The sequence below is a fragment of the Pseudomonas sp. TE12234 genome (assembly GCF_054061835.1).
On record NZ_JBSSEP010000017.1, the window covers coordinates 98,292 to 122,143 of the forward strand.

25 protein-coding genes are annotated in these 23,852 nt (G+C 59.9%); 6 read left to right on the forward strand and 19 right to left on the reverse strand.

Translation table 11 applies throughout. The features are described 5' to 3' along the window. The first annotated feature begins 12 nt into the window (after positions 1-12). Genes ACVWYU_RS23265 through ACVWYU_RS23275 form a run of 3 tightly spaced genes read left to right on the forward strand, consistent with a single transcriptional unit; the run spans position 13 to position 2,390 of the window. Positions 13-1,503 (forward strand): leucyl aminopeptidase, encoded by a 1,491-nt coding sequence (locus ACVWYU_RS23265; RefSeq protein WP_247255915.1) that lies wholly within the window; start codon positions 13-15, stop codon positions 1,501-1,503. 60 nt (positions 1,504-1,563) lie between these two features. Further along, positions 1,564-1,992, forward strand: coding sequence for a DNA polymerase III subunit chi (locus ACVWYU_RS23270; protein WP_090316547.1), 429 nt, complete (start codon positions 1,564-1,566; stop codon positions 1,990-1,992). Between the two features lie 8 nt (positions 1,993-2,000). Next, positions 2,001-2,390 (forward strand): DNA polymerase III subunit chi, encoded by a 390-nt coding sequence (locus ACVWYU_RS23275; RefSeq protein ID WP_457373767.1) that lies wholly within the window; start codon positions 2,001-2,003, stop codon positions 2,388-2,390. A 31-nt stretch (positions 2,391-2,421) separates the two neighbouring features. Here ACVWYU_RS23275 and ACVWYU_RS23280 read toward each other — a convergent pair whose 3' ends face one another. Beyond that, complete coding sequence (locus tag ACVWYU_RS23280) at positions 2,422-3,189, reverse strand: sulfite exporter TauE/SafE family protein (protein WP_248914422.1); 768 nt, start codon at positions 3,187-3,189, stop codon at positions 2,422-2,424. Between the two features lie 198 nt (positions 3,190-3,387). On the opposite strand from ACVWYU_RS23280, the gene xseA reads away from it, so the two are divergent. Beyond that, positions 3,388-4,767 carry an exodeoxyribonuclease VII large subunit gene (gene xseA / locus ACVWYU_RS23285; RefSeq protein WP_390958898.1) on the forward strand — a complete coding sequence of 460 codons (1,380 nt, stop codon included), beginning with the start codon at positions 3,388-3,390 and terminating at the stop codon, positions 4,765-4,767. A 3-nt stretch (positions 4,768-4,770) separates the two neighbouring features. Next, complete coding sequence (locus tag ACVWYU_RS23290) at positions 4,771-5,592, forward strand: M23 family metallopeptidase (protein WP_247255919.1); 822 nt, start codon at positions 4,771-4,773, stop codon at positions 5,590-5,592. Positions 5,593-5,728: 136 nt separating this feature from the next. Here the strand turns inward: ACVWYU_RS23290 and ACVWYU_RS23295 are convergent, their stop codons facing one another. Then, a complete protein-coding gene (locus ACVWYU_RS23295) occupies positions 5,729-6,085 on the reverse strand; it encodes a hypothetical protein (protein WP_090316533.1) in 357 nt (118 codons plus the stop codon). A 387-nt stretch (positions 6,086-6,472) separates the two neighbouring features. Between ACVWYU_RS23295 and leuA the strand changes: the two genes are divergently transcribed. Further along, a complete protein-coding gene (gene leuA / locus ACVWYU_RS23300) occupies positions 6,473-8,152 on the forward strand; it encodes a 2-isopropylmalate synthase (RefSeq protein WP_247255921.1) in 1,680 nt (559 codons plus the stop codon). Between the two features lie 188 nt (positions 8,153-8,340). On the opposite strand, the gene ACVWYU_RS23305 is transcribed toward leuA, so the two are convergent. The 17 genes from ACVWYU_RS23305 to iscU all read right to left on the reverse strand — a co-directional run bounded on the left by ACVWYU_RS23305 (position 8,341) and on the right by iscU (position 23,779). Next, entirely contained in the window at positions 8,341-9,132 is a 792-nt protein-coding gene (locus ACVWYU_RS23305) for an amidohydrolase (RefSeq protein WP_248914419.1), read from the reverse strand. Further along, entirely contained in the window at positions 9,120-10,268 is a 1,149-nt protein-coding gene (locus tag ACVWYU_RS23310; RefSeq protein ID WP_457373768.1) for a pyridoxal phosphate-dependent aminotransferase, read from the reverse strand. Before ACVWYU_RS23310 ends, ACVWYU_RS23305 begins: the two co-directional genes overlap by 13 nt. A gap of 305 nt (positions 10,269-10,573) precedes the next feature. After that, entirely contained in the window at positions 10,574-12,043 is a 1,470-nt protein-coding gene (gene der / locus ACVWYU_RS23315; protein ID WP_090316528.1) for a ribosome biogenesis GTPase Der, read from the reverse strand. A 217-nt stretch (positions 12,044-12,260) separates the two neighbouring features. Next, positions 12,261-13,412, reverse strand: a complete 1,152-nt coding sequence (gene bamB / locus ACVWYU_RS23320; protein WP_390958891.1) for an outer membrane protein assembly factor BamB — start codon at positions 13,410-13,412, stop codon at positions 12,261-12,263. Continuing rightward, the gene (locus tag ACVWYU_RS23325) at positions 13,405-14,046 is read right to left on the reverse strand and encodes a tetratricopeptide repeat protein (RefSeq protein ID WP_247255925.1); all 642 of its coding nucleotides are present in this window, start codon (positions 14,044-14,046) and stop codon (positions 13,405-13,407) included. Before ACVWYU_RS23325 ends, bamB begins: the two co-directional genes overlap by 8 nt. 41 nt (positions 14,047-14,087) lie before the next feature. After that, on the reverse strand, positions 14,088-15,377 hold the full coding sequence (hisS, locus tag ACVWYU_RS23330) for a histidine--tRNA ligase (protein ID WP_090316521.1): 1,290 nt from the start codon (positions 15,375-15,377) through the stop codon (positions 14,088-14,090). Between the two features lie 38 nt (positions 15,378-15,415). Beyond that, on the reverse strand, positions 15,416-16,525 hold the full coding sequence (ispG, locus tag ACVWYU_RS23335) for a flavodoxin-dependent (E)-4-hydroxy-3-methylbut-2-enyl-diphosphate synthase (RefSeq protein ID WP_020795607.1): 1,110 nt from the start codon (positions 16,523-16,525) through the stop codon (positions 15,416-15,418). Positions 16,526-16,528: 3 nt separating this feature from the next. Then, complete coding sequence (locus ACVWYU_RS23340) at positions 16,529-17,566, reverse strand: RodZ domain-containing protein (RefSeq protein WP_457373769.1); 1,038 nt, start codon at positions 17,564-17,566, stop codon at positions 16,529-16,531. Beyond that, positions 17,566-18,324, reverse strand: coding sequence for a type IV pilus biogenesis/stability protein PilW (gene pilW, locus ACVWYU_RS23345; protein WP_390958886.1), 759 nt, complete (start codon positions 18,322-18,324; stop codon positions 17,566-17,568). Before pilW ends, ACVWYU_RS23340 begins: the two co-directional genes overlap by 1 nt. 12 nt (positions 18,325-18,336) lie before the next feature. Beyond that, complete coding sequence (rlmN, locus tag ACVWYU_RS23350) at positions 18,337-19,485, reverse strand: 23S rRNA (adenine(2503)-C(2))-methyltransferase RlmN (protein WP_247255927.1); 1,149 nt, start codon at positions 19,483-19,485, stop codon at positions 18,337-18,339. Between the two features lie 28 nt (positions 19,486-19,513). Beyond that, complete coding sequence (gene ndk / locus ACVWYU_RS23355; protein ID WP_047538089.1) at positions 19,514-19,939, reverse strand: nucleoside-diphosphate kinase; 426 nt, start codon at positions 19,937-19,939, stop codon at positions 19,514-19,516. 92 nt (positions 19,940-20,031) lie between these two features. Beyond that, on the reverse strand, positions 20,032-20,232 hold the full coding sequence (iscX, locus tag ACVWYU_RS23360; RefSeq protein WP_017340315.1) for a Fe-S cluster assembly protein IscX: 201 nt from the start codon (positions 20,230-20,232) through the stop codon (positions 20,032-20,034). Between the two features lie 14 nt (positions 20,233-20,246). Next, entirely contained in the window at positions 20,247-20,588 is a 342-nt protein-coding gene (gene fdx / locus ACVWYU_RS23365) for an ISC system 2Fe-2S type ferredoxin (protein WP_090316512.1), read from the reverse strand. A 2-nt stretch (positions 20,589-20,590) separates the two neighbouring features. Beyond that, a complete protein-coding gene (gene hscA / locus ACVWYU_RS23370; RefSeq protein ID WP_247255928.1) occupies positions 20,591-22,453 on the reverse strand; it encodes a Fe-S protein assembly chaperone HscA in 1,863 nt (620 codons plus the stop codon). A gap of 51 nt (positions 22,454-22,504) precedes the next feature. Beyond that, positions 22,505-23,026, reverse strand: coding sequence for a co-chaperone HscB (hscB, locus tag ACVWYU_RS23375; RefSeq protein ID WP_090316506.1), 522 nt, complete (start codon positions 23,024-23,026; stop codon positions 22,505-22,507). An 8-nt stretch (positions 23,027-23,034) separates the two neighbouring features. After that, complete coding sequence (gene iscA / locus ACVWYU_RS23380) at positions 23,035-23,358, reverse strand: iron-sulfur cluster assembly protein IscA (RefSeq protein ID WP_003227904.1); 324 nt, start codon at positions 23,356-23,358, stop codon at positions 23,035-23,037. 34 nt (positions 23,359-23,392) lie between these two features. After that, on the reverse strand, positions 23,393-23,779 hold the full coding sequence (gene iscU, locus ACVWYU_RS23385) for a Fe-S cluster assembly scaffold IscU (RefSeq protein ID WP_028620148.1): 387 nt from the start codon (positions 23,777-23,779) through the stop codon (positions 23,393-23,395). Positions 23,780-23,852: the final 73 nt, after the last annotated feature.

A 23,852-nucleotide genomic window follows, 5' to 3' on the forward strand; every position in this document is an offset into this window, starting at 1 on the left:
AGGGACCCGGACATGGAACTGGTTGTAAAGAGCGTTAACCCGGAAACGTTGAAAACCGCCACGCTGGTGGTCGCCGTCGGTGAAGGCCGTAAACTCGGTGCCGCCGCCAGGCAACTCGACGAACTCAGCGGTGGTGCGATCAGTGCCGTTCTCAAGCGTGGCGACCTGGCCGGCAAGGTTGGCCAAAGCCTCTTGCTGCACAGCCTGCCAAACCTGAAGGCCGAACGCGTGCTGCTGGTGGGCGTGGGTAAAGATGAAGAACTGGGCGACCGCCCGTTCCGCAAGATCATCGCCGGCGTACTCAACACCCTCAAAGGCCTGGGCGGCAGCGATGCGGTCCTGGCCCTGGACGAAATCGTGGTCAAGGGCCGCGACAGCTACGGCAAGACCCGCCTGCTGGCCGAAACCCTGGTGGACGGTGAATACCAGTTCGACCAGTTCAAGAGCCAGAAAGCCGAACCGCGCGCCCTGAAGAAAATCACCCTGCTGACCATCAAGGCCGCCCAGGCTGAAGTGCAACGCGCCGTGACCCACGCCACCGCCATTGCCAACGGCATGGCCTTCACTCGTGACTTGGGCAACTTGCCGCCAAACATCTGCCACCCGACGTTCCTCGGTGAGCAAGCGAAAAACCTCGGCAAAGAGTTCAAGGACCTGAAAGTCGAAGTCTTCGACGAGAAGAAGATCAAGGCACTGGGCATGGGCTCGTTCTATGCCGTTGGCCAGGGCAGCGCCCAACCGCCGCGCCTGATCGTCATGCAGTACAACGGCGGCAAGAAATCCGAGAAGCCCTACGCCCTGGTCGGCAAAGGCATCACCTTCGACACCGGCGGTATCAGCCTCAAGCCAGGCGCCGGCATGGACGAAATGAAATATGACATGGGCGGCTCTGCCAGCGTGTTCGGCACCCTGCGTGCGGTGCTCGAGCTGAAATTGCCGATCAACCTGGTGTGCATCCTGGCTTGCGCCGAGAACATGCCGAGCGGCAACGCTTCGCGCCCGGGCGACATCGTCACCACCATGAGCGGCCAGACCGTGGAAATCCTCAACACTGACGCCGAAGGCCGTCTGGTGCTGTGCGACGCCCTGACCTACTCCGAGCGCTTCAAGCCGCAAGCCGTCATCGATATCGCCACCCTGACCGGTGCCTGCGTGGTTGCCCTGGGCTCCCACACCTCGGGCCTGCTGGGCAACAACGATGAACTGATCGGCCAACTGCTCAGCGCCGGCAAGGCAGCCGACGACCGCGCCTGGCAACTGCCGCTGTTCGATGAGTACCAGGAGCAACTCGATAGCCCGTTCGCCGACATCGCCAACATCGGCGGCCCGAAAGCCGGCACCATCACCGCAGCCTGCTTCCTGTCGCGCTTCACCAAGAACCTGAACTGGGCTCACCTGGACATCGCCGGCACCGCCTGGACCAGCGGCGGCAAGGACAAGGGCGCCACTGGCCGTCCGGTTCCCCTGCTGACCCAATACCTGCTGGACCGCGCCAAAGCCTGAAACCGATGAACCTGGGCGGCGCCGCTTTCGGGCGGTGCCGCTCAAGGCTCAGGAACCGCAATGACCAAAGTAGACTTCTACATCCTGCCCAGCGCCGACCCTTCGGCACGCCTGGATTTTGCCTGCAAGCTCACCGAAAAAGCCTGGCGCATGGGGCACCGCATTTACCTGCATTGCAGCGACGCCTCCCAGCGCGAGGATCTCGATGCACGCTTATGGGCGTTCAAGGGCGAAAGTTTTGTGCCCCACGGCCCTGCCGAAAGCGAACCCGACAGCCTGATTGTCCTGGGTCTTGGCGACGACTGCGGCCAGCACCAGGATTTACTGGTCAATCTTGACCTGAAAGTGCCGGCCTTTGCCCAGCGTTTTGCCCGCGTGGCAGAAGTGGTGGTGGAAGACCCGGTGATTCGCCAGGCCGCGCGCGAGAGTTTCCGTTTCTACCGCGAACAGGGCTATCCTCTGCAAGATCACCGTTTACAGCGACTCTGAGCATTCCGATGGACACTCCAAAACCGCTGCAAAAGTCCGTGCACCTGCTGGATGACCTTGAGTCGATCCGCCAACTGCTCGGCGATGACAACCTGCAACCACCGCTGCTGACCGACACGGTCGATGAAGGTGAACAGGAACAGATTCCAATGCTGTTCGATGCCGTCAGCGCCCCCGCGCCGATCATCGAACCGAAAGCCCCGGCGCCAGCCGCCGAACCGGCGCCGACCACCCGCAAGGGCGCCGACGCCCTGCTCTACCTCGACAACGAACTGCGCGCTGCCGCGCAATTGATCATGCAGGACGTAATCGACGACTTCGCGCCGCACATCGAAACCGAAATCAAGCGCCGCTTGAATGCGCGGATGGAGCGGTTGCTGAGCCAGTACAACGATTGATCCTGGTGAGTAGACAATCTGGTGGCTGGGGTCAGGTGCTGAGGTAGCGCCCGATCAGCGCGACCCCGCTCGCCAGCACCAACCAGGTCACCAGCCGCACGAAGGCCTCGCGAGACAGACGCATCGTCAGCCGTCGACCGATCCACAGCCCCAGCGCCATCGCCGGTAACAAGCACAGCGCCAGTACCAACAAGGGCAGCTCGGCGTACACGCCCGCCACAATGAAGAGACTCAACCGCACCACGGTGCTGCAACTGATCAGCGCGCTCTGCGTCGCCCGCGCCTCGTCCTTGGGCAGTCGACTGTTCAGATAAATCGCATACAAAAAACCGCCACTGCCGAACAACGCACCGAACATCCCGCCCACCGTTCCCATCGGCAGCGCCCACACGGCAGACAATTGCGTCGGACGGGCTTTGACCCACAGGCTGTAGATCGCATAGGCGCTGATAAACAGCCCCATCAACAGCAGTAACAGATCGGATTTCAGGTTCAGCAAAAAAATCACACCCAACGTGCAACCGACCGCCATGCACGGCAGCAAACGCAATAACTCCGGTTTCGCCACATCACGCCGCGAAGGCAACAGATTGCCGAATGCCGCGACAAAATCCAGCAGCACCAGCAAGGGCACGATTTTCGACAGTGGCATGAACACAATCAGAATCGGCCCGGCCACCAGCGCGGTGCCGAACCCGGCGATGCCGAATACGATATAGGCCAGGGCGATCCCGACCCCGATCAGCAGCCATTCCATGACTCCGAAAGGCCATTGGTTCAACAACTCAAGCACATTCATTCCCCCGATCTTCCTTGATTTCCGCTGACGACTTTAACCTTGTGGGAGCGAGCTTGCTCGCGATGGCGTCTTAAAATTCATCGACGATATTGCCAGCCGGACCGCGATCGCGAGCCAGCTCACGCTCACAAAGGCATCAACAAGGGAATTGTTCGCGCGCATGGAGATTGATCACCGAATGCCTTTAAACTGCGCCCCATGATTAAAGATCCCTTTGCAAGACTCGGCCTGGACCGTGAAGTCCTGACCGTCAGCCAGCTCAACGGCCGCGCGCGGGTGCTGCTCGAAGACGTGTTCAGCAACATCTGGGTCGAAGGCGAAATTTCCAACCTCGCCCGTCCGGCGTCCGGCCACGTGTATTTCACGCTCAAGGACAGCGGCGCCCAGGTGCGCTGCGCGCTGTTCCGGCAGAACGCGGCGCGGGTACGACAAGCGTTGAAGGACGGCCTGGCGGTGAAGGTACGCGGCAAGGTTTCGCTGTTTGAGGGGCGTGGTGATTACCAACTGATCCTCGACACCGTGGAACCGGCCGGCGACGGCGCGTTGCGGCTGGCCTTCGACGCGCTGAAGGAAAAGCTCAGCGCCGAAGGCCTGTTCAGTGCCGAACGCAAGGTACCGCTGCCGGCCCATCCACAGCGGATCGGCATCATCAGCTCCCCCACCGGCGCGGTGATCCGCGACATCATCAGCGTGTTCCGCCGTCGCGCACCGCAGGTACAACTGACACTGATCCCCACAGCCGTTCAGGGCCGCGAAGCCACTGCGCAGATTGTCCGCGCGCTGAAACTGGCCGATGCCCGCGGCTTCGACGCCTTGATCCTGGCCCGTGGCGGCGGCTCGCTGGAAGACCTCTGGTGCTTCAACGAAGAAGCCGTGGCCCGCGCGGTGGATGCCTGCATAACGCCGATCGTCAGTGCCGTCGGCCATGAAACCGACGTGTCCATCAGTGACTTCGTCGCCGACGTGCGCGCCCCGACGCCATCCGCCGCTGCTGAATTGCTCGCGCCGGATTCCAGCGACCTGGTCCGTCGGGTCGAAAGCCTGCACCGACGGCTGGTGATGCGCATGCGCGACCGTTTGATGCGCGACCGCCTGCGCCTCGAAGGTATTTCCCGGCGCTTGCGTCACCCCGGCGAACGCCTGCGCCAGCAAGCGCAACGCCTGGATGATCTGGACATGCGCATGCGCCGCGCCTTCGAACGCAGTCTCAACACGCGCCGTGAACGGTTGATTCGCCTGGAAACCCGCCTGGCCGCGCAACATCCAGGTCGGCAACTGGCGATGTTGCGCCAGCGTCTCGACAGCCTCGCCGAGCGCCTGCCTCGTGCCATGCGCGAGGGCCTGAAAAACCGTCGCCTGCAGTTGCAAAGTCAAATGCAGACCCTGCATGTGGTCAGTCCCCTGGCGACGCTCGGTCGCGGCTACAGCATTTTGCTCGATGAGCGCGGCAACGCGATTCGCAACGCCGCTCAAACCCAAAACGGACAGCGTCTGAAAGCCAGATTGGGCGAAGGCGAACTGCAAGTACGGGTCGAAGACAACCACCTGACGCCTGTCACCCTTTCATTACTGGATTGACCCATGCCGCGCCTTTTAGCTTCGCTGCTGTTGCTGTGCCTGACCTTCAACGCCCACGCCGACAGCTACATCACCCGCCTGTTGAACAAACCGGTGCCGGGTGGCGTCGCGGTGGTGGACCTCGGCACTTCCGCGCAAGCACCGAAAGCCAGCTATCAGGGCAAACCGGTGCTGGTGGTCAAGGAACAGAACAATTGGCTGGCCATCGTCGGCGTACCACTGACGACCAAGCCGGGCGCTCAGTCCATCAACAGCGGTGGCCGTACGCTGAGCTTCACGGTGGGCCAGAAAAAATACCCTGAACAACGCATCACCTTGAAGAACACGCAGCAGGTCAATCCGGACCCGGAGAATCTCAAGCGCATCGAACGCGAGCTGGCTGAGCAGATCACCGCCTACCGCACGTTCAGCCCGAATACGCCCAGCAACCTGCTATTGGACAAGCCTGTCAACGGGCCGCTGTCGAGCAAGTTCGGGGTGCGCCGGTTCTTCAATGGTGAAGAACGCAATCCCCACGCTGGCCTGGACTTCGCGGTGCCGGCCGGTACCCCGATCAAAACTCCGGCCGCTGGCAAAGTGATTCTGATCGGCAATTATTTCTTCAACGGCAACACGGTGTTTGTCGACCATGGCCAAGGCTTCATCAGCATGTTCTGCCACATGTCGAAAATCGATGTGAAGGTCGGTCAACCATTGGCTCGCGGTGACGTGGTCGGCAAGGTCGGTTCGACCGGGCGGGCGACCGGGCCACATATGCACTGGAACATCAGCCTGAACGATGCGCGGGTGGACCCGGCGATTTTCATCGGGGCGTTTCAGCCCTGAATTCGCAGTGAGGCGAGCGGCCTCTTCGCGGGCAAGCCCACTCCCACATGATTCGTGTTAACACCGATCCATTGTAGGAGCGGGCTTGCCCGCAAAGGCAGCATCACAGGCTCAACCTTGATCACTGAAAAACAACTTACTCCGCGTCCAGATCCTCAATCCCATGCACCTCCCGATCCGCCAGGCAGTGTTTGACCCACTCCTGCGTCTCCTGCGAAAAGCCGCTTAACTCTTGAGCCGTAATCAACTCCCGGGCACACAGCCCGAGCAAGTGCGAGCGGGCTTCATGACGTGAAAAACTGAAAACCCCAAAGGCCCAATACAGCTCTTTTTGACCAGCCTTGAGCAGCTCCTCGCTGGCCTCCATCCGCTCGTAAGGTGAGAGGCTTTTATCCAGCACGGTCTTTTCGACATCCGCCATGATCCGCACGCACATCCGCTCGCGGGCCATCGGACGCAGCACACAATAAAGCTTCCAATCGGACTCGTTCATCGCCGACTCCTGCTTGCCAGTCGAGGCTTAAAGCATAGCTGCGCCACCGGCCGCCCATGCTGAAAGCTTCGATTGCGCACCACTCAAACCCTGCGCAAGCAACTGAACATTCGTAGTCAATCAAAGCAATAAAATCTCGATAAATACATTGTCACGAGTATTCCTCTCAATTTTTTTCGACTGCTTGCCATCCTTTCCCCCCGCGGTTAGGGTTGAAGACATGAAAACCTCTCACACCCTCATTCAGCTTCGCCAGCACCGCAGCCTGTGCCTTGTCAGCGCACGACTGCCGGGCTGATCGCGATGCCTCGTCTCACGCGTTACCCCCAGAACATTTGATCCACCGGCAGGCCGCCTTTTTTCGGCCCACACAATAAGGATTTCCCGATGAGCATGCTCAAAGACCCGTCTTCGAAATACCGCGCGTTCCCGACCATCGACATCCCGGACCGCACCTGGCCGTCGAAAACCATCACGGCCGCGCCGATCTGGTGCAGTTCCGACCTGCGTGACGGCAACCAGTCGCTGATCGAGCCGATGGACGCCGTCAAGAAGCTGCGCTTCTGGAAAACCCTGGTGCAGGTAGGCGTGAAAGAAATCGAAGCCTCGTTCCCGGCCGCTTCGCAAACCGACTTCGACTTCGTGCGCACCCTGATCGAAGGCAATCACATCCCGGACGACACCACCATCCAGGTGCTGACCCAGGGCCGTGAAGACCTGATCGAACGTACCTTCGAATCCCTGCGCGGGGCAAAGAAAGCCATCGTTCACCTGTACAACGCGACCTCCCCTTCCTTCCGCCGGATTGTCTTCAATCAGGACAAGGAGGGAGTCAAGGCCATCGCCGTGAACGCCGCCAAACTGTTCGTCAAATACGCAGCCATGCAGCCGGACACCGAGTGGACCTTCGAGTACTCGCCAGAAACTTTCAGTGCCACCGAACTGGAGTTCGCCAAGGAAGTCTGCGACGCGGTGATCGAGGTCTGGAACCCGACGCCCGAGCACAAGATGATTCTTAACCTGCCGGCCACCGTCGAATGCGCAACCCCGAACATCTATGCCGACCAGATCGAATGGTTCGGCCGTCACATCAACCGTCGTGACAGCGTGATCATCAGCCTGCACACCCACAACGACCGTGGCACTGGCGTTGCGGCCACTGAACTGGGCCTGATGGCCGGCGCCGACCGCGTCGAAGGCTGCCTGTTCGGCAACGGCGAGCGTACCGGTAACGTTGACCTGGTGACCGTCGCGCTGAACATGTACACCCAGGGCCTCGACCCTCAACTGGACTTCTCCGACATCGACGGCGTGCGCAAAGTCGTCGAAGAGTGCAACCAGATCCAGGTTCACCCACGTCACCCGTACGTCGGCGACCTGGTGCACACCGCGTTCTCCGGCTCCCACCAGGATGCCATCCGCAAGGGCTTCGCCCAGCAGAAACCGGACGCGCTGTGGGAAGTACCGTACTTGCCGATCGACCCGGCCGACATCGGCCGCAGCTACGAAGCGGTCATCCGCGTCAACAGCCAGTCGGGCAAGGGCGGTATCGCCTACTTGCTGGAACAGGAATACGGCATCAGCCTGCCGCGTCGCATGCAGATCGAGTTCAGCCAGGTCGTGCAGCGTGAGACCGATCGCCTGGGCCTGGAAATGACTGCCCAGCAAATCCACGCCCTGCTGCACAGCGAGTACTTGCAGGCCAACACCCCGTACGCGCTGGTCAGCCATCGTCTGCAGGAAGAAAACGGCCACAGCGCCGTCGAAGTGGAAGTCGCCAGCCAAGGCCAGGGCGAAACCAACCTGCATTGGCGCGGCAAGGGCAATGGCGCCCTGGAAGCGCTGGTGGCCGGTTTGCCAGTGCCGGTGGAAATCATGGACTACAACGAGCACGCCATCGGCGCAGGCACCAACGCCAAGGCTGCCGCCTACATTGAACTGCGAGTCAATGGTGAGCGCGCGGTGCATGGCGTCGGCATCGACGAAAACATCACCACCGCCAGCTTCAAGGCTCTGTTCAGCGCGCTGAACCGCTCCCTGAGCCAGCCGGAAGCGAAAGCCGCGTAAGCCTTCGCTGTCACGCAAAAAGGCCCCGGGGTGCGAACCTCGGGGCCTTTTTGTTTACCGGATGGTTTATGTGTTGGCTGTTATGGCCCCTTCGCGAGCAGGCTCGCTCCCACCTTGGATCGGTGTGAACGCGGACATTGTGGGAGCGAGCCTGCTCGCGAAGGCGGTTTCTCAGACAAGCAAAAATCTCAGGTGAATTCGAAAGTATCCGCATCCAGATTCGCCGGAAACCGCGTGCGATACGCCGCCAGTTCCGCCGCATTGAGCAGCACCTTGAATACTCCGTCCGCCTCACCGGCACTGAGCAACGTCTCGCCCTGGAAATCCAGCACCTGACTGTCACCGGTATACGCAAAGCCTTTGCCGTCCGTCCCGATGCGGTTCACTGCCGCCACGTAACACAGGTTTTCGATCGCCCGCGCCGGCAACAAGCGGTTCCAGTGCTGGCGTCGAGCGCCCGGCCAGTTGGCGGTATACAGCAACAGGTCGGTGTCCTGGGCATCGCGACTCCACACCGGGAAGCGCAGGTCGTAGCAGATCAACGGCCTCACGCGCCAGCCCTTGAGTTCGAACTGCACCTGACGCTCGCCCGGGGTGTAGTGATGATGCTCGCCGGCCATGCGGAACAGGTGGCGCTTGTCGTAGTGCCACAGCTCGCCGTCCGGCCGCGCCCATAACAGGCGATTGCGATGACTGCCATCGGCCGCCTGAATGATGACGCTACCGGTGATCACTGCCTCGAATTTCGCCGCTTGAGCCCGCAGCCACTGGCTGGTAGGGCCGTTTTCCGGTTCCGCGAGGGTTTCGGACTCCATGGAAAAACCGGTGGTGAACATCTCCGGCAGAATGATCAGGTCTGCGCCGCGCGCCTGTTCCAGCAGCGACTCGAAATGCTCCAGGTTTGCCTGGCGGTCATGCCAGGCCAGGGACGTCTGGATCAGCGCGATGTTCAGATTCGGTAGCGCACTCAGATCACGCATAGTTTTTCCGCTGCTTCACGCAGGGTCTCCTCACGCTTGGCAAAGCACAGTCGCACCAGGCGCTGGCCTTCGGGCGGCGTCTGGTAGAACACCGAGATCGGAATGCTTGCCACGCCATGTTCGCGAGTCATCCACAGGGCCATTTCGACGTCATTGAGGTCCGGACGGATTTGCGAGTAATCGACCAACTGGAAATAAGTGCCGGTGACCCGTTTGAAACTGAAACGCGATGGCGCGAGCAAATCGCAGAACAGATCACGCTTGGCCTGATAGAAATCTGGCAGTTCTTCGACGTGTTCCGGATGCTCGGCCATGTAATCGGCCAAGGCATATTGCAGTGGCGTAACACCGCAGAAACTGACGTATTGATGCACCTTGCGCAGCTCTGCCGTCAGGGCCGGCGGCGCGACGACGTAACCGGTTTTCCAGCCGGTGACGTGATAAGTCTTGCCGAAAGAGCTGACCACGAAGGCTCGCTGATACAGTTCTTCATGGGCCAGCACGCTGACGTGTGGTACGCCGTCGTACACCAGGTGTTCGTAGACCTCGTCGCTGACGATGTAGATGTCGCGATCGCGAATCAGCGCCGCCAACTGATCCAGCTCGGCGCGACTGATCAAGGCACCGCTGGGGTTGTGCGGGGAATTGAGGATGATCATTCGCGTACGCGGACTCAACGCAGCGGCAAGCCTGTCGAAGTCGATGCTGAAATCGTCCAGGCCCAACGGTACGTGCACGCAACGCCCACCCGCCAACTCAACCGAAGGCTCGTAACTGTCATACGCCGGATCGAACACGATGACTTCGTCACCGTTGTGGATAACGGCCTGGATGGCGCAGAAAATCGCCTGGGTCGCGCCCGGGGTGACGGTCACTTCGTTGTCGGCATCGACGTTGACGCCATAGCTACGGGCGATCTTCGCCGCAATCTGCTGACGCAGAGCGGGCAGGCCGGTCATCGGCGAATACTGGTTGTGGCCATTGGCAATATGCCGGCCAACCGCGTCGCACAGGGCTTGCGGGGCATCGAAATCGGGAAATCCCTGAGACAGGTTTAGCGCGCCGGTCTGCGCGGCGAGCTGAGACATCTGGGTGAAGATAGTGATGCCGACATTCGGCAGCTTACTGGTGATCATCGGTGATTCCCTGCTCTGCACCCGGCTCTAACGGCGGCGCGGGAGAGCCCGAGGATAGCCCAAACGGCAGGCACGAAAAAGGGCGCCATACAGGGCGCCCTTCGTCAATTGATCACCGCTGTACCTGTGGCGAGGGAGTTTGTCAGACCGCCGCACCGCCCCGTTCGGCTGCGAAGCAGTCGTAAAACCTGCACCGGGGTCTGACAGACCCCGGTGGATGGTTTCGGTCTGGCTGCGCCACCCAACGGGGGCAAGCCGCCTCACCACAACAAGCCCCCGACAAAAGAGAGTGCGAGGGCTTGGAATCAGCGTTTGTCGCGGCGCTTCTTGTCGGCCTTCTTGTGGTGCGACATCAAGCGACGCTTCTTGTTGACCTGACGGTCGGTGAGCGAGTTCTTGTTGCCTTCGTACGGGTTCTCGCCGCCCTTGAACTCGATGCGGATCGGCGTACCGACCAACTTCAGCACACGACGGTAAGTGTTTTCCAGGTAACGGACATAGGACTTCGGCACCTTTTCGATCTGGTTACCGTGGATCACGATGATCGGCGGGTTCGCGCCACCCAGGTGGGCATAACGCAGCTTGATCCGACGGTTATTGACCATTGGCGGCGCGTGCTCACCGACCGCGTCTTCCAGGATCTGGGTCAGGCGGTTGGTTGGCCAGCGGGTGACCGCAGACTTGAACGAGTTTTGTACCGACGCATAGAGATTACCAACGCCAGTGCCGTGCAGCGCCGAGATGAAGTGAATGTCGGCGTAGTCAACGAAGAACAGGCGACGCTGCAACTCGACCTTCACGAAGTCGCGTTCGCTCGGGGTCATGCCGTCCCACTTGTTGATCGCGATGACCAGCGCACGACCCGACTCAATGGCGAAGCCCAGCAGGTTGAGGTCGTGATCGACCACGCCTTCGCGGGCGTCCATCACGAAGATCACCACGTTGGCGTCTTTGATCGCTTGCAGGGTTTTGACCACGGAGAACTTTTCGACTTCTTCGTGGATCTTGCCGCGCTTGCGCACACCGGCGGTGTCAATCAGCGTGTACTTCTCGTCGTTACGCTCGAACGGGATGTAGATACTGTCGCGAGTGGTGCCGGGTTGGTCATAGACGATAACCCGGTCTTCACCGAGCATGCGGTTGACCAGGGTCGACTTGCCGACGTTCGGACGGCCGATGATCGCGATCTTGATCCCGTCTTTTTCGCTCGGGCCAGGAATGCGCTTGGCTTCTTCGCCCTCGGCAACTTCCTCTTCCTCGCCTTCTTCCGGCTCTTCTTCGTCTTTCGGGAATTCGCTCAGGGCGATTTCCAGCATCTGGGTGATGCCACGGCCATGAGCACCGGCGATTGGAATCGCGTGCCCCATGCCCAACGGAGCGAATTCGGCGCGGGCCATATCAGGGTCGATGTTATCGACCTTGTTGGCGACCACGTAGGAACGCTTGTTACGTTTGCGCAAATGCTCGGCGATCATCTGGTCGGCGGCGGTGAAACCGGCCTTGGCATCTACCAGGAACAGCACAACATCCGCTTCTTCAATGGCCAGCAGCGATTGCTCGGCCATTTTTTCGTCCATACCATGCTCGTCACCGGAGATACCGCCAGTGTCGACCAGAATGTAGGAACGCCCTTGCCACTTGGCCTCACCGTATTGGCGATCACGGGTCAGACCGGACAAGTCGCCGACAATGGCGTCGCGAGTCCTGGTCAGGCGGTTGAACAAGGTGGACTTGCCGACGTTCGGTCGGCCCACCAGGGCGATTACGGGAACCATGCGGCTCTCCACTTCGTTATTTCAGAAAATACAAAAGCCGCTGCGAGGCAGCGGCTGGTGCTCGGGGCTATCACTGCAGGAGCGAGCTTGCTCGCGAAAAACGCAAAAACACCGCGTTTACTCAGACCGCAAACGTAATCGTTGGCGCCCATCGCGAGCGAACTCGCTCCTGCAAGTGAAGCAGCCTGGGGGGTTAACCCCAAGCATAGTCAAACCTTTACTTGATGGTCAGGGCTTCCAGTTTGCCGCTGTTGCCATACACATAAATCGTGTCACCCACCACCAGCGGACGGGCACGCAGGCCGTCGCTGTCGATACGCTCACGGCCGACGAATCGACCATCAACCTGACTCAGCAGGTGCAGATAACCTTCCAGGTCACCCACTGCAACGTAGCTGGAAAACACTTCAGGAGCCGTCAGCTGACGACGAGCCAGCGAATCGTTGCTCCACAAGGCCGTGGTGGAACGCTCGTCGACGCCTTCGACAGTGCCCGAAGACAGACTCACGTAGAGACTCCCGAAGCCCTGCGCGACACCCGCATAGCTGGAAGCATCACGCTGCCACAGCTGGCGACCGCTTTGCAGGTCAAGCGCGGCAACGCGCCCCTGGTAGCTCGCGACGTAAATCGTCTCGCCGGACAACAGCAGGCCGCCGTCGATATCGACCACACGCTCCAGCTCCGAACGACCTTGCGGGATTGCTACACGCTGTTCCCACACCGGCACGCCGTTGGAAATGTCGAGAGCGACCACTTTACCGGTCGACAGGCCAGCCACCGCGAGGTGGTTGGTCACGATCGGCGCACTGGTACCGCGCAGTGTCAGAACCGCTGGCGTGCTGTCATACAACCAGCGCTGAGTGCCGGTAGCGGCATCCAGACCGATCAGACGGTCGTCCTGGGTCTGAACCACCACCACATCGCCGTTGTTGGCCGGTGGTGCCAGAACTTCGCTGGACACGCGAGCACGCCACTTGACTTCACCGTTGGTGGTGTCCAGGGCAACGATTTCACCCTTGAGCGTACCCAATGTCAGCAGACCGTAACCCACGCCAACGGCGCCGGAAACAGGCAGTTCGAGTTTTTTCTTCCACTTGACGTCGCCGTTGCTGCGATCCAGTGCCATCACCACACCAGTCACGTCGGCAGCATAAATGGTATCGCCGTCGATCGCTGGAACCAGCATGTTGTAGGTTTCGCCCTGACCGTCACCGATCGAACGACTCCACTGCTTTTTCAGCACCACTTCTTCCTTGAAGTCGGTCAACTCGGCCGGTGGCAATTCTTTTTTGCTGTTGCTGCTGCAACCCGCGGCCAACAGGGCCAGAGCCAGCAATGCTGCATGTTTCCAACGAATCACGTCACGCATCCCCTTTGGCCAGGTCGTCCAGCTTCATTTGTAGGCCACCCACCGCCGCTTCATCCGACAGTGCAGCCTTGGCCTTTTGATAGGCCTTATACGCGTCATCGGTGCGACCCAACTGCACCAGCAGGTCGCCCTTGAGCTCTTCACGAGTGGCCAGGAATGCCTTGTCCGCATCGCCTTCAAGCAGTTTCAAGGCTTCATCGGCCTTGTTCTGCGCGGCCAGCACCTGAGCCAGGCGCTGACGGGCGATTTCGCCCAGTGCCGGATTGGCCGGCTTGGCTACAATGCCTTTCAGCTCGCTGGCTGCGTCATCCAGCTTGCCACTGTCGACGGCGACTTTCGCCACGAACAGGTTGCCGTATTGCGCATAGGCGCTACCGCCGAACTCACTGTTGAGTTTGGCAGCCAGGTCCGAAACACGGCCCGCATCAGGCTTGCCGTCAGGCGTCAGCGTGGTTTCCAGCAATTGCTGATAGAGCATCGAGGCGCCTTGCGACTGGTTGCTCTGATACTTGTGAAAGGCTTGCCAGCCGAACACGATGACCAGCGCCAACAGGCCGCCAGTCACCAGGGGCTTGCCGTTACGTGACCACCAGTCCTTCAAATCCGCCAGCTGTTCGTCTTCGGTACTCGACACCCCAATACTCCTTAATCGCTAAATCGGCTGTTTAGACAGCTTCAACCCTGCACGACGCAGGTGGCCAGGTGTGCAGCAAGCGCATCCCAGGCAATGCTTTGTTGTTCGCCCTGGCCACGCAGGGGTTTGAAACCTACCACTTGCTGGGCCATCTCGTCGTCACCGAGGATCAGTGCATACAGCGCACCGCTCTTGTCGGCCTTCTTGAACTGGCTTTTGAAGCTGCCGGCGCCGGCATTCACTTGCAGGCGCAGGTTGGGTAGCTGATCACGAACGCGTTCGCTCAACGCCAGAGCAGCCAGCTCGGCGGCTTCACCGAAGGCGCAGAGGTAGACGTCGACCTGACGGGAGATCTCTTCCGGGATCTGCTCCAGGGTTTCCAGCAACAGCACCAGGCGTTCGATGCCCATTGCAAAGCCAACGCCCGCCGTAGGCTTGCCGCCCATCTGCTCGACCAGGCCGTCGTAACGACCACCCGCACACACGGTGCCCTGGGCGCCGAGTTTGTCGGTGACCCATTCGAAAACAGTCTTGCTGTAGTAATCCAGCCCGCGAACCAGCTTCGGGTTGATCACATAAGGAATGCCAGCGGCGTCCAGGCGAGCCTTCAGCCCCTCGAAGTGCACGCGGGACTCTTCGTCGAGGTAATCAGCCATTTTCGGCGCGTTGACCAGGATCGCTTGAGTGTCGGCGTTCTTGGTATCCAGAACCCGCAGCGGGTTGGTCTTGAGGCGGCGCTGGCTGTCTTCGTCCAGCTTGTCCAGGTGAGCGGAAAGGAACTCGACCAGTGCCTCGCGATAACGACCACGTGATTCGCTGGTGCCCAGGCTGTTGAGTTCGAGCTTGACCGCATCGCGGATCCCCAGCTCGCCCCACAGGCGCCAGGTCAGCACGATCAGCTCGGCATCGATGTCCGGACCATCAAGGTTGAACACCTCGACGCCGATCTGGTGGAACTGACGATAACGGCCCTTCTGTGGACGCTCGTGGCGGAACATCGGACCGATGTACCAGAGTTTCTGCACCTGGCCACCGCCGGTGATGCCGTGCTCGAGCACGGCACGCACACAGGCTGCCGTGCCTTCCGGACGCAGGGTCAGGGAGTCGCCGTTACGGTCATCGAAGGTGTACATCTCTTTTTCGACGATGTCGGTCACTTCACCGATGGAGCGCTTGAACAGCTCGGTGAACTCAACGATCGGCATGCGGATCTGCTTGTAGCCGTAGTTATCCAGCAGACGCGAAACGGTGCCCTCGAAATGACGCCACAGAGGGGTCTGTTCGGGCAGGATGTCGTTCATGCCACGAATGGCTTGCAGAGACTTGCTCACATTAAATCCTTAAATTCCGTTCGGCTCTTTGGTCGGGCTCAGCCGCGCGCGATAACGGCAGCGTCAGCTTCGACCTTTTCGGCCGCTTTCTCGCGGATCAAGCGTTCGAGCTCATCCACGAGATTGTCATTCGTCAGTTTCTGCGACGGCTTGCCGTCGATGTAAATCAGGTTTGGCGTGCCGCCGGTCAAGCCGATATGGGCTTCCTTGGCTTCACCGGGTCCGTTGACCACGCAACCGATGACCGCGACATCCAGCGGCACCAGCAGGTCTTCAAGGCGCCCTTCCAGTTCGTTCATGGTTTTGACCACATCGAAGTTCTGCCGCGAGCAGCTCGGGCAGGCGATGAAGTTGATGCCACGGGAACGCAGATGCAGGGATTTGAGAATGTCGTAGCCGACTTTCACTTCCTCGACCGGATCAGCCGCCAACGAGATGCGAATAGTATCGCCAATCCCCTCGGCGAGCAGCATACCGAGGCCCACGGCAGATTTCACCGTGCCGGAACGCAAACCACCCGCTTCGGTGATCCCCAGGTGCAACGGCTGGACGATTTCCTTGGCCAGCAGGCGGTAGGCTTCGACGGCCATGAACACGTCGGAGGCTTTGACGCTGACCTTGAAGTCCTGAAAATTCAGGCGCTCGAGGTGCTCGACGTGGCGCAAGGCCGACTCAACCAGTGCCGCGGGTGTCGGCTCGCCGTATTTTTTCTGCAGGTCTTTTTCCAGGGAGCCGGCGTTTACGCCGATGCGAATCGGAATGCCGCGATCACGGGCGGCATCGACCACGGCACGTACGCGATCTTCGCGCCCGATATTACCCGGGTTGATCCGCAGGCAGTCAACGCCAAGCTCGGCGACGCGCAATGCAATCCGGTAGTCGAAATGGATATCGGCAACCAACGGCACCTTGACCAGTTGCTTGATTTTGCCGAAGGCCTCGGCGGCATCCATGTCGGGCACCGACACCCGCACGATATCAACACCGGCTGCTTCCAGACGATTGATCTGTGCAACGGTGGCCGCGACGTCATTGGTGTCGCTGTTGGTCATGCTCTGCACAGCGATTGGCGCATCACCGCCAACCGGTACGTTACCGACCCAGATCTTGCGTGATTCGCGACGTTTGATTGGAGATTCGCCGTGCATGACTTATTGACCCAACTTCAGGCGAGCGGTCTCGCCACTGGTGAATGGAGCCACATCAACGGGCTGGCCGTTGTAGCTCACCTGAGCGCCACGGGCGAAGCCCAGGCGAACGGCAAACGGCGGCTTGCCGCTGACGGAAACGCTATCGCCTTTACGCTTGAGGCCGCTCAACAGCACCTTGCCGGTGCCATCGGTCACTTGCGTCCAGCAATCGGCGGTGAATTGCAGTTGAACCTGGCCCTGGCCGGCGACTGGAGCCGTCGTTGCGGGTGCAGGGGTGCTCGGGGCAACCGGCGCGGTCACGACCGGAGCAGGAGCGGCCGGTGCCGGCGTCGCAGGAGCAGCCACAACCGGAGCAGCGCTGTGCGCCGGGGCTGTTGGCGCAGGTGCGACCGGTGCTGCAGGCGCAGCCGCAGGTGCAGGTGCAGGTGCAGCCGCTTGAGCTTCGGCCGGTGCTGGCGCCGATGTATCGGCTGGCGGCAATGCAAGAGTGGTTGCGCCTTCAGTCTGGCCTTGTGCGACAGCCTGGTCTTCCGGCTCGTCCAGCGGATGAATCTGGGTGGTACCGTCAGCGCCTTCGACTTCTACGTGTTCAGGGCTCAAGCTGGTCAAGTCCTTGGTGCGCAGCGAGGTCTGATCCTGCCACCAGACAAAACCGCCACCAATCACTGCGATCAGCAACAGCAGACTGACAATTCGCAAGATGGTGTGGGAAACACGGACCGGCTCTTCGATGCGCCCCAGGCTGTGAACGTTACTGCCCTTGGAGTCAGTGCCGGTGGATTGGTCGAACTGCTGGACCAGAACGGCCTGATCCATGCCCAGCAATTTGGCATAGGCGCGAATATAACCGCGGGCAAAGGTATGCCCTGGCAGCTTGTCGAAAGCGCCGGCTTCCAGATTACTCAGGGAATTGACGGTGAGGTTGAGCTTGAGGGCCACTTCGGCCAGCGACCAGCCATTGCTTTCGCGGGCCTGGCGCAGGGTCTCACCGGGGTTAACGCGATTCGCTGCTACAACTTCGGGATGCGCCGCTTTCATCATTGCTCCGACAGGTATTGCTGATATTCCGGTGTACCGGGATAGAGTCGTTTTAATTGCAGGCCCGCACTGGCGGCCTTGTCGCGATCTTCAAACACTTTTGCCAGTCGAACGCCGAGCAATAGACTACGTGCATTTTGTTCGGCGAGCAGGCTAAAACGATCGTAATAGTCACGCGCGGGCACATAATGCCTGTCTTCGTAAGACAACTCAGCCATTTCCAGCAATGCGCGAGGCTGCTGGTGGTTCAAGCGCAGGGCTTTCTCCAGTTGTTGCCGGGCCAAATCACGCTGGCCGAGCATCGAAGCTGTCATGCCAAGGTTCTCGAACACTCGCGAACGCTCAGGATACAGGGTATCGGCTGCGGCTTGCTCGAAGCGCTCGTAGGCTTGCTTGTAACGCTTCTGCTCGAATAGAAAACTGCCGTAGTTATTGAGGATTCGCGCATCGGCGGGACGGGAGGACAGCGCCTTGCGAAAATGCTGGTCGGCCAGTTCCGGTTCCATTTCAGCCTGGAATACCAGACCCAGCGCCGCGTTGGCATCGGGGTCCGCCTCATCCAGCTCCAGTGCTTTCTTCAACGGCACTTTCGCACGTTCAGTCATGCCCTGCTGCAGATACCCGATCCCGAGCTGCACGTAAGCCTCACGCGCCTCGTCGCGGCCCTTGCTGGTCTTCATCGGGTTGTAATCGCCGGAAAGAACACAGCCAGCACACAGGCTGGCCAACAGCAAAAGCAGCGCAAAGCGCAGGGACATAGAGATCCTCTCTTAGTTGTTGTTCGCGGCGTTCTGCGCCATATCGTTGTCGGCGCTCAACTCGCGCACGGCGATATAACGTTCGCTGCGACGGGTGCGATCCAGCACCTGCCCTACCAATTGACCACAGGCCGCGTCGATGTCCTCACCACGGGTGGTGCGCACAGTGACATTGAAACCGGCGTGATGAAGCTGATCCTGGAACCGACGAATGGCGTTGTTACTCGGCCGCTCGTACCCGGAATGCGGGAACGGGTTGAACGGGATCAGGTTGATCTTGCACGGAATGTTTTTCAGCAACTCGATCATCTCGACCGCGTGCTCAACCTTGTCGTTAATGTCCTTGAGCAAGGTGTACTCGATGGTCAGCACGCGCTTTTCGCCCAGGGACGACATGTAGCGCTGGCACGACTCGAGCAGCATCTTAAGCGGATACTTCTTGTTGATCGGCACCAATTGGTTACGCAATGCGTCATTCGGTGCGTGCAGGGACAACGCCAGGGAGACGTCGATGTGCTTGGACAGCTCATCGATCATCGGCACCACGCCCGAAGTGGACAGGGTCACGCGGCGCTTGGAAATGCCATAGCCCAGGTCATCCATCATCAGATGCATGGCGGCAATGACGTTGTCGAAGTTCAGCAGCGGCTCACCCATGCCCATCATCACCACGTTGGTGATGGCACGGTCGACGGTCGCCGGGACGCTGCCAAAGGATTTGTTGGCAATCCACACCTGACCGATCACTTCGGCGGCGGTGAGGTTGCTGTTGAAGCCTTGCTTGCCGGTGGAGCAGAAACTGCAATCCAGGGCACAGCCTGCCTGGGACGAAACGCACAAGGTGCCGCGCTTGCCCTGGGGAATGTACACGGTCTCGACGCAGCTGCCGGACGCCACGCGCACGACCCACTTACGGGTACCGTCGCTGGAGATGTCCTCGCTGACCACTTCCGGACCGCGAACTTCAGCAACAGCCTTGAGCTTCTCGCGCAAGGCCTTGCTGACATTCGTCATGGCGTCGAAATCATCGACGCCAAAATGGTGAATCCATTTCATTACCTGACCGGCACGGAAACGCTTCTCCCCGATTGAGTCGAAGAATTTTTCCATTTCCTGTTGAGTCAGACCCAGCAGGTTGGTTTTAACAGTCGATGTAGTCATGGATTCACCTTCACTCTTAAGCCAATGCTTAGCGAGTGGTTACTTCAGTAGCTGCGAAGAAGTATGCGATTTCGCGAGCAGCAGCGGCTTCGGAGTCCGAACCGTGTACGGCGTTGGCGTCGATGGATTCAGCGAAGTCAGCACGGATGGTGCCGGCAGCGGCTTCTTTAGGGTTGGTAGCGCCCATCAGCTCACGGTTGCGAGCGATAGCGTTTTCACCTTCCAGAACCTGAACAACAACTGGACCGGAGGTCATGAAAGCAACCAGGTCACCGAAGAAACCGCGCTCGCTGTGCTCAGCGTAGAAGCCTTCAGCTTCGGCTTTCGACAGTTGCTTCATTTTCGAAGCTACAACGCGCAGGCCGGCTTCTTCAAAACGGGAAACGATCTTGCCGATCACGTTTTTAGCAACGGCGTCAGGCTTGATGATGGAGAAAGTACGTTGAACAGCCATGGTGTAACTCCAGAAACGGTAATTTGCGAAAAATTAAACCCGCGAATTATACGCGGGTTCTTGGGTATTGCCTAACTGCGTACGGCGCAGACTCAATCTGCTTCTTCGATCCAGGCGGCCTGAATGGCTTCAAGCACCTTCTCGCCACCGCGGGTCGGATCATCACTGAACTCCGGCAATGCCAGCACCCATTTGTGCAGATCGACGAAGTTCACGTAACGCGGATCCACTTCCGGCTTGGATTCAGCCAGCTGGATCGCGATTTCCAGCACATCAACCCATTTCAGACTCATTTCATTTCCTTGAATCAGTGCGGCGCTTCGGCCGCATGGTTGAGCGAGTATTTCGGAATTTCGATGGTCAGGTCTTCAGTCCCGACTCGGGCCTGACAGGCCAGACGCGATTGAGCTTCCAGCCCCCAGGCCTTGTCAAGGTAGTCCTCTTCCAGCTCATCGGCCTCTTCAAGCGAGTCGAAGCCCTCACGAATCAGGCAATGACAAGTGGTGCAGGCGCAGACGCCACCGCAGGCGCTTTCCATCTCGATATGGTGTTCGTGAGCCAGTTCAAGGATGGAAATACCAGGCTCAGCCTCCACAACCATGCCTTCCGGACAAAACTTTTCGTGTGGCAGAAAAATGACCTGCGGCATCGTTATTCCTCAATCTCATTCAGGTTGCGCCCCGCCAGCGCGGCTTTCACCGTCGAGTCCAGGCGGCGGGCAGCAAAGGCATCGGTCACTTGCGACAGACGCTTGGTCTGCTGCTCGATGGCATAGCCATCGGTACCTTTCATCAGTTCGGTCAATTCCTGCACCTGCGCATCGATGACCATGCGCTCTTCGGCATCGAGCAGACGGTCGCCATCAGCCTCCAGAGCCGCCTGCACCGCTTCGATCAGACGCTGCGCGTCGACCTGCTGCTCACGCAGGACGCGGGCGACCTTGTCGTCGTTGGCATGCTGGAACGAATCCTTGAGCATCTTGGCGATTTCGCCGTCGGTCAGCCCGTATGAAGGCTTGACCTGGATGCTGGCCTCGACACCCGAACCCAGCTCGCGGGCGGAAACACTCAGCAGACCGTCGGCATCGACCTGGAACGTCACGCGAATTTTCGCGGCACCGGCCACCATTGCCGGGATACCACGCAATTCGAAGCGCGCCAGGGAGCGGCAGTCACTGATCAGCTCGCGCTCACCCTGCAACACGTGGATCGCCATGGCCGACTGGCCGTCTTTATAGGTGGTGAAGTCCTGGGCGCGAGCGACGGGAATCGTGGTGTTGCGCGGAATCACCTTCTCCATCAGGCCGCCCATGGTTTCCAGCCCCAGGGACAACGGAATCACGTCGAGCAGCAGCAATTCATCGCCGTCACGCTTGTTGCCGGCCAGGGTATCGGCCTGGATCGCGGCACCGATGGCCACCACTTGATCCGGATCGATTTCAGTCAACGGCTGACGACCGAAAGCCTCCGCGACCGCTTCGCGAACACGCGGCACGCGAGTCGAACCGCCAACCATCACCACGGCGTGTACTTCTTCCAGCTCGACGCCGGAATCACGAACGGCACGACGGCAGGCTTTGAGGCTGCGGGCGACCATTGGCTCGATCAGCGCATTAAAGGCTTCACGAGTCAGCTCGGCGTTCCAGTCACCATAAGCGACCTCAACGGACGAGGCATTGGTCAGCGCTTCCTTGGCCGCACAGGCGGTTTGCAGCAAATTGCGTTGCGCACCAGGATCGAGATCGGCAGACAAACCGGCGCTCTCGATGATCCAGCCAGCGATCGCGTGATCGAAGTCATCGCCGCCCAGGGCACTGTCGCCGCCGGTCGCCAGGACTTCGAACACACCGCCGGTCAGGCGCAGAATCGAAATATCGAAGGTGCCGCCGCCCAGGTCATAAATAGCAACCAGGCCTTCAGCATGCTGGTCCAGACCGTAGGCAACCGCCGCAGCCGTCGGCTCGTTAAGCAAACGCAGCACATTCAGACCGGCCAGCTTGGCCGCATCCTTGGTCGCCTGACGCTGAGCATCGTCGAAATAGGCAGGAACGGTAATCACCGCACCGACCAGCTCGCCACCCAGTGTCGCTTCGGCACGCTGGCGCAGGACCTTGAGGATATCGGCGGAAACTTCGACCGGGCTTTTCGGGCCCTGGATCGTGTCGATGAACGGCATGTGCGATTCGCCGCCGACGAAGCGGTACGGCAGTTGGTCGCCCAATTGCTTGACGTCGGACAGACCACGACCCATCAAGCGCTTGACCGACAGCACGGTGTTCAAAGGATCGGTGGCGGCAGCCAGCTTGGCCGACTCGCCAACTTCGACGCGATCGGCGTGATAGCGCACGGCGGAAGGCAGGATGACCCGTCCTTCTGCGTCAGCCAGGGGCTCGGAAAGACCACTGCGCAATGCAGCGACCAGCGAATTGGTAGTGCCCAAGTCAATCCCCACAGCCAGACGACGCTGGTGCGGTTGAGGACTTTGGCCGGGTTCGGCGATCTGCAGTAGGGCCATCGTAATCAGGACTTATCTGTATATCAGGCGTGCGACCGGAGCGGCACTGGGTTAATCGTCGAGGCGCTCTTCTAACTGGCGCACTTCGTAGGTGAGCTTGTCGAGGAACTGCATGCGCCGCATCAGGCGTTCGGCCTGTTCACGTCGCGCAGCATCGTTCCAGCAAGCTGCGAAGCTTTGGTTCAGCTCATCCTGGGCAGCCTTCAGGCGGCGCTTGAAGGCGGCAACGCCATTCAGGTCTGCACTGTCCTGCAGGTCTTCGAGCTCTTCACGCAACGCCATCTGCTGCAGAAGAAACTCCGGATCATGCACCGTGACCTCCAGCGGCAACTCGCCACCATTCAAGGCGAGCAAGTATCGCGCGCGCTTGGGTGGGCTCTTGAGCGTCTGGTAGGCCTCGTTGAGGCTCGCGGATTGCTCTAGCGCCAGCCGCTGCTCACGCTCGGAAGCGTCGGCAAAGCGGTCCGGATGAACGCCGCGCGCCAACTCACGGTAGCGCGAAGCCAGCTGGTCGAGATCCAGATCGAAACTCGGTTGCAGCTCGAATAATGCGAAATGACAAGGAGTACCCACGAGCAGCCTCAGATGTTGAAGCTTTCGCCGCAGCCACATTCACCGCGCACGTTGGGATTGTTGAACTTGAAGCCTTCGTTCAACCCTTCCTTGACGAAATCGAGCTCGGTGCCGTCCAGGTAGGCCAGGCTTTTCGGGTCGATGATCACTTTCTCGCCGTGACTTTCGAACACCTGATCCTCTGCCACCACCTCGTCGACAAACTCCAGCACGTAGGCAAGGCCGGAACAGCCTGTAGTGCGAACACCCAGACGAATCCCCTCACCTTTGCCGCGCCCGTCGAGGGAGCGTCGCACGTGTCGAGCAGCCGCTTCTGTCATGCTGATAGCCATCGGTGACTCCTTACTCGTCGCCAAATCTTGAAAGTCAGATCAAGCCTTTCTTCTGCTTGTAGTCGCGGACGGCCGCCTTGATGGCGTCTTCAGCGAGCACAGAGCAGTGAATTTTCACTGGCGGCAGGGCCAGTTCTTCAGCCAGCTGAGTGTTCTTGATGGTTTCCGCTTCGTCCAGGGTCTTGCCCTTCATCCACTCGGTGGCGAGGGAGCTGGAAGCGATCGCCGAACCGCAACCGTAGGTCTTGAACTTGGCATCTTCGATGATGCCGGCTTCGTTGACCTTGATCTGCAGGCGCATCACGTCGCCGCACGCCGGAGCGCCGACCATGCCGGTGCCGACATCAGGATCTTCCGCGTCCATCTTGCCGACATTGCGCGGGTTTTCGTAGTGGTCGATGACCTTTTCGCTGTAAGCCATGATTCAATCCTCACTCATCAGAGAGTCGCTCTTCAGACCCTGTAAAAACTATTGCGCTCGGTAATCCTGCGTC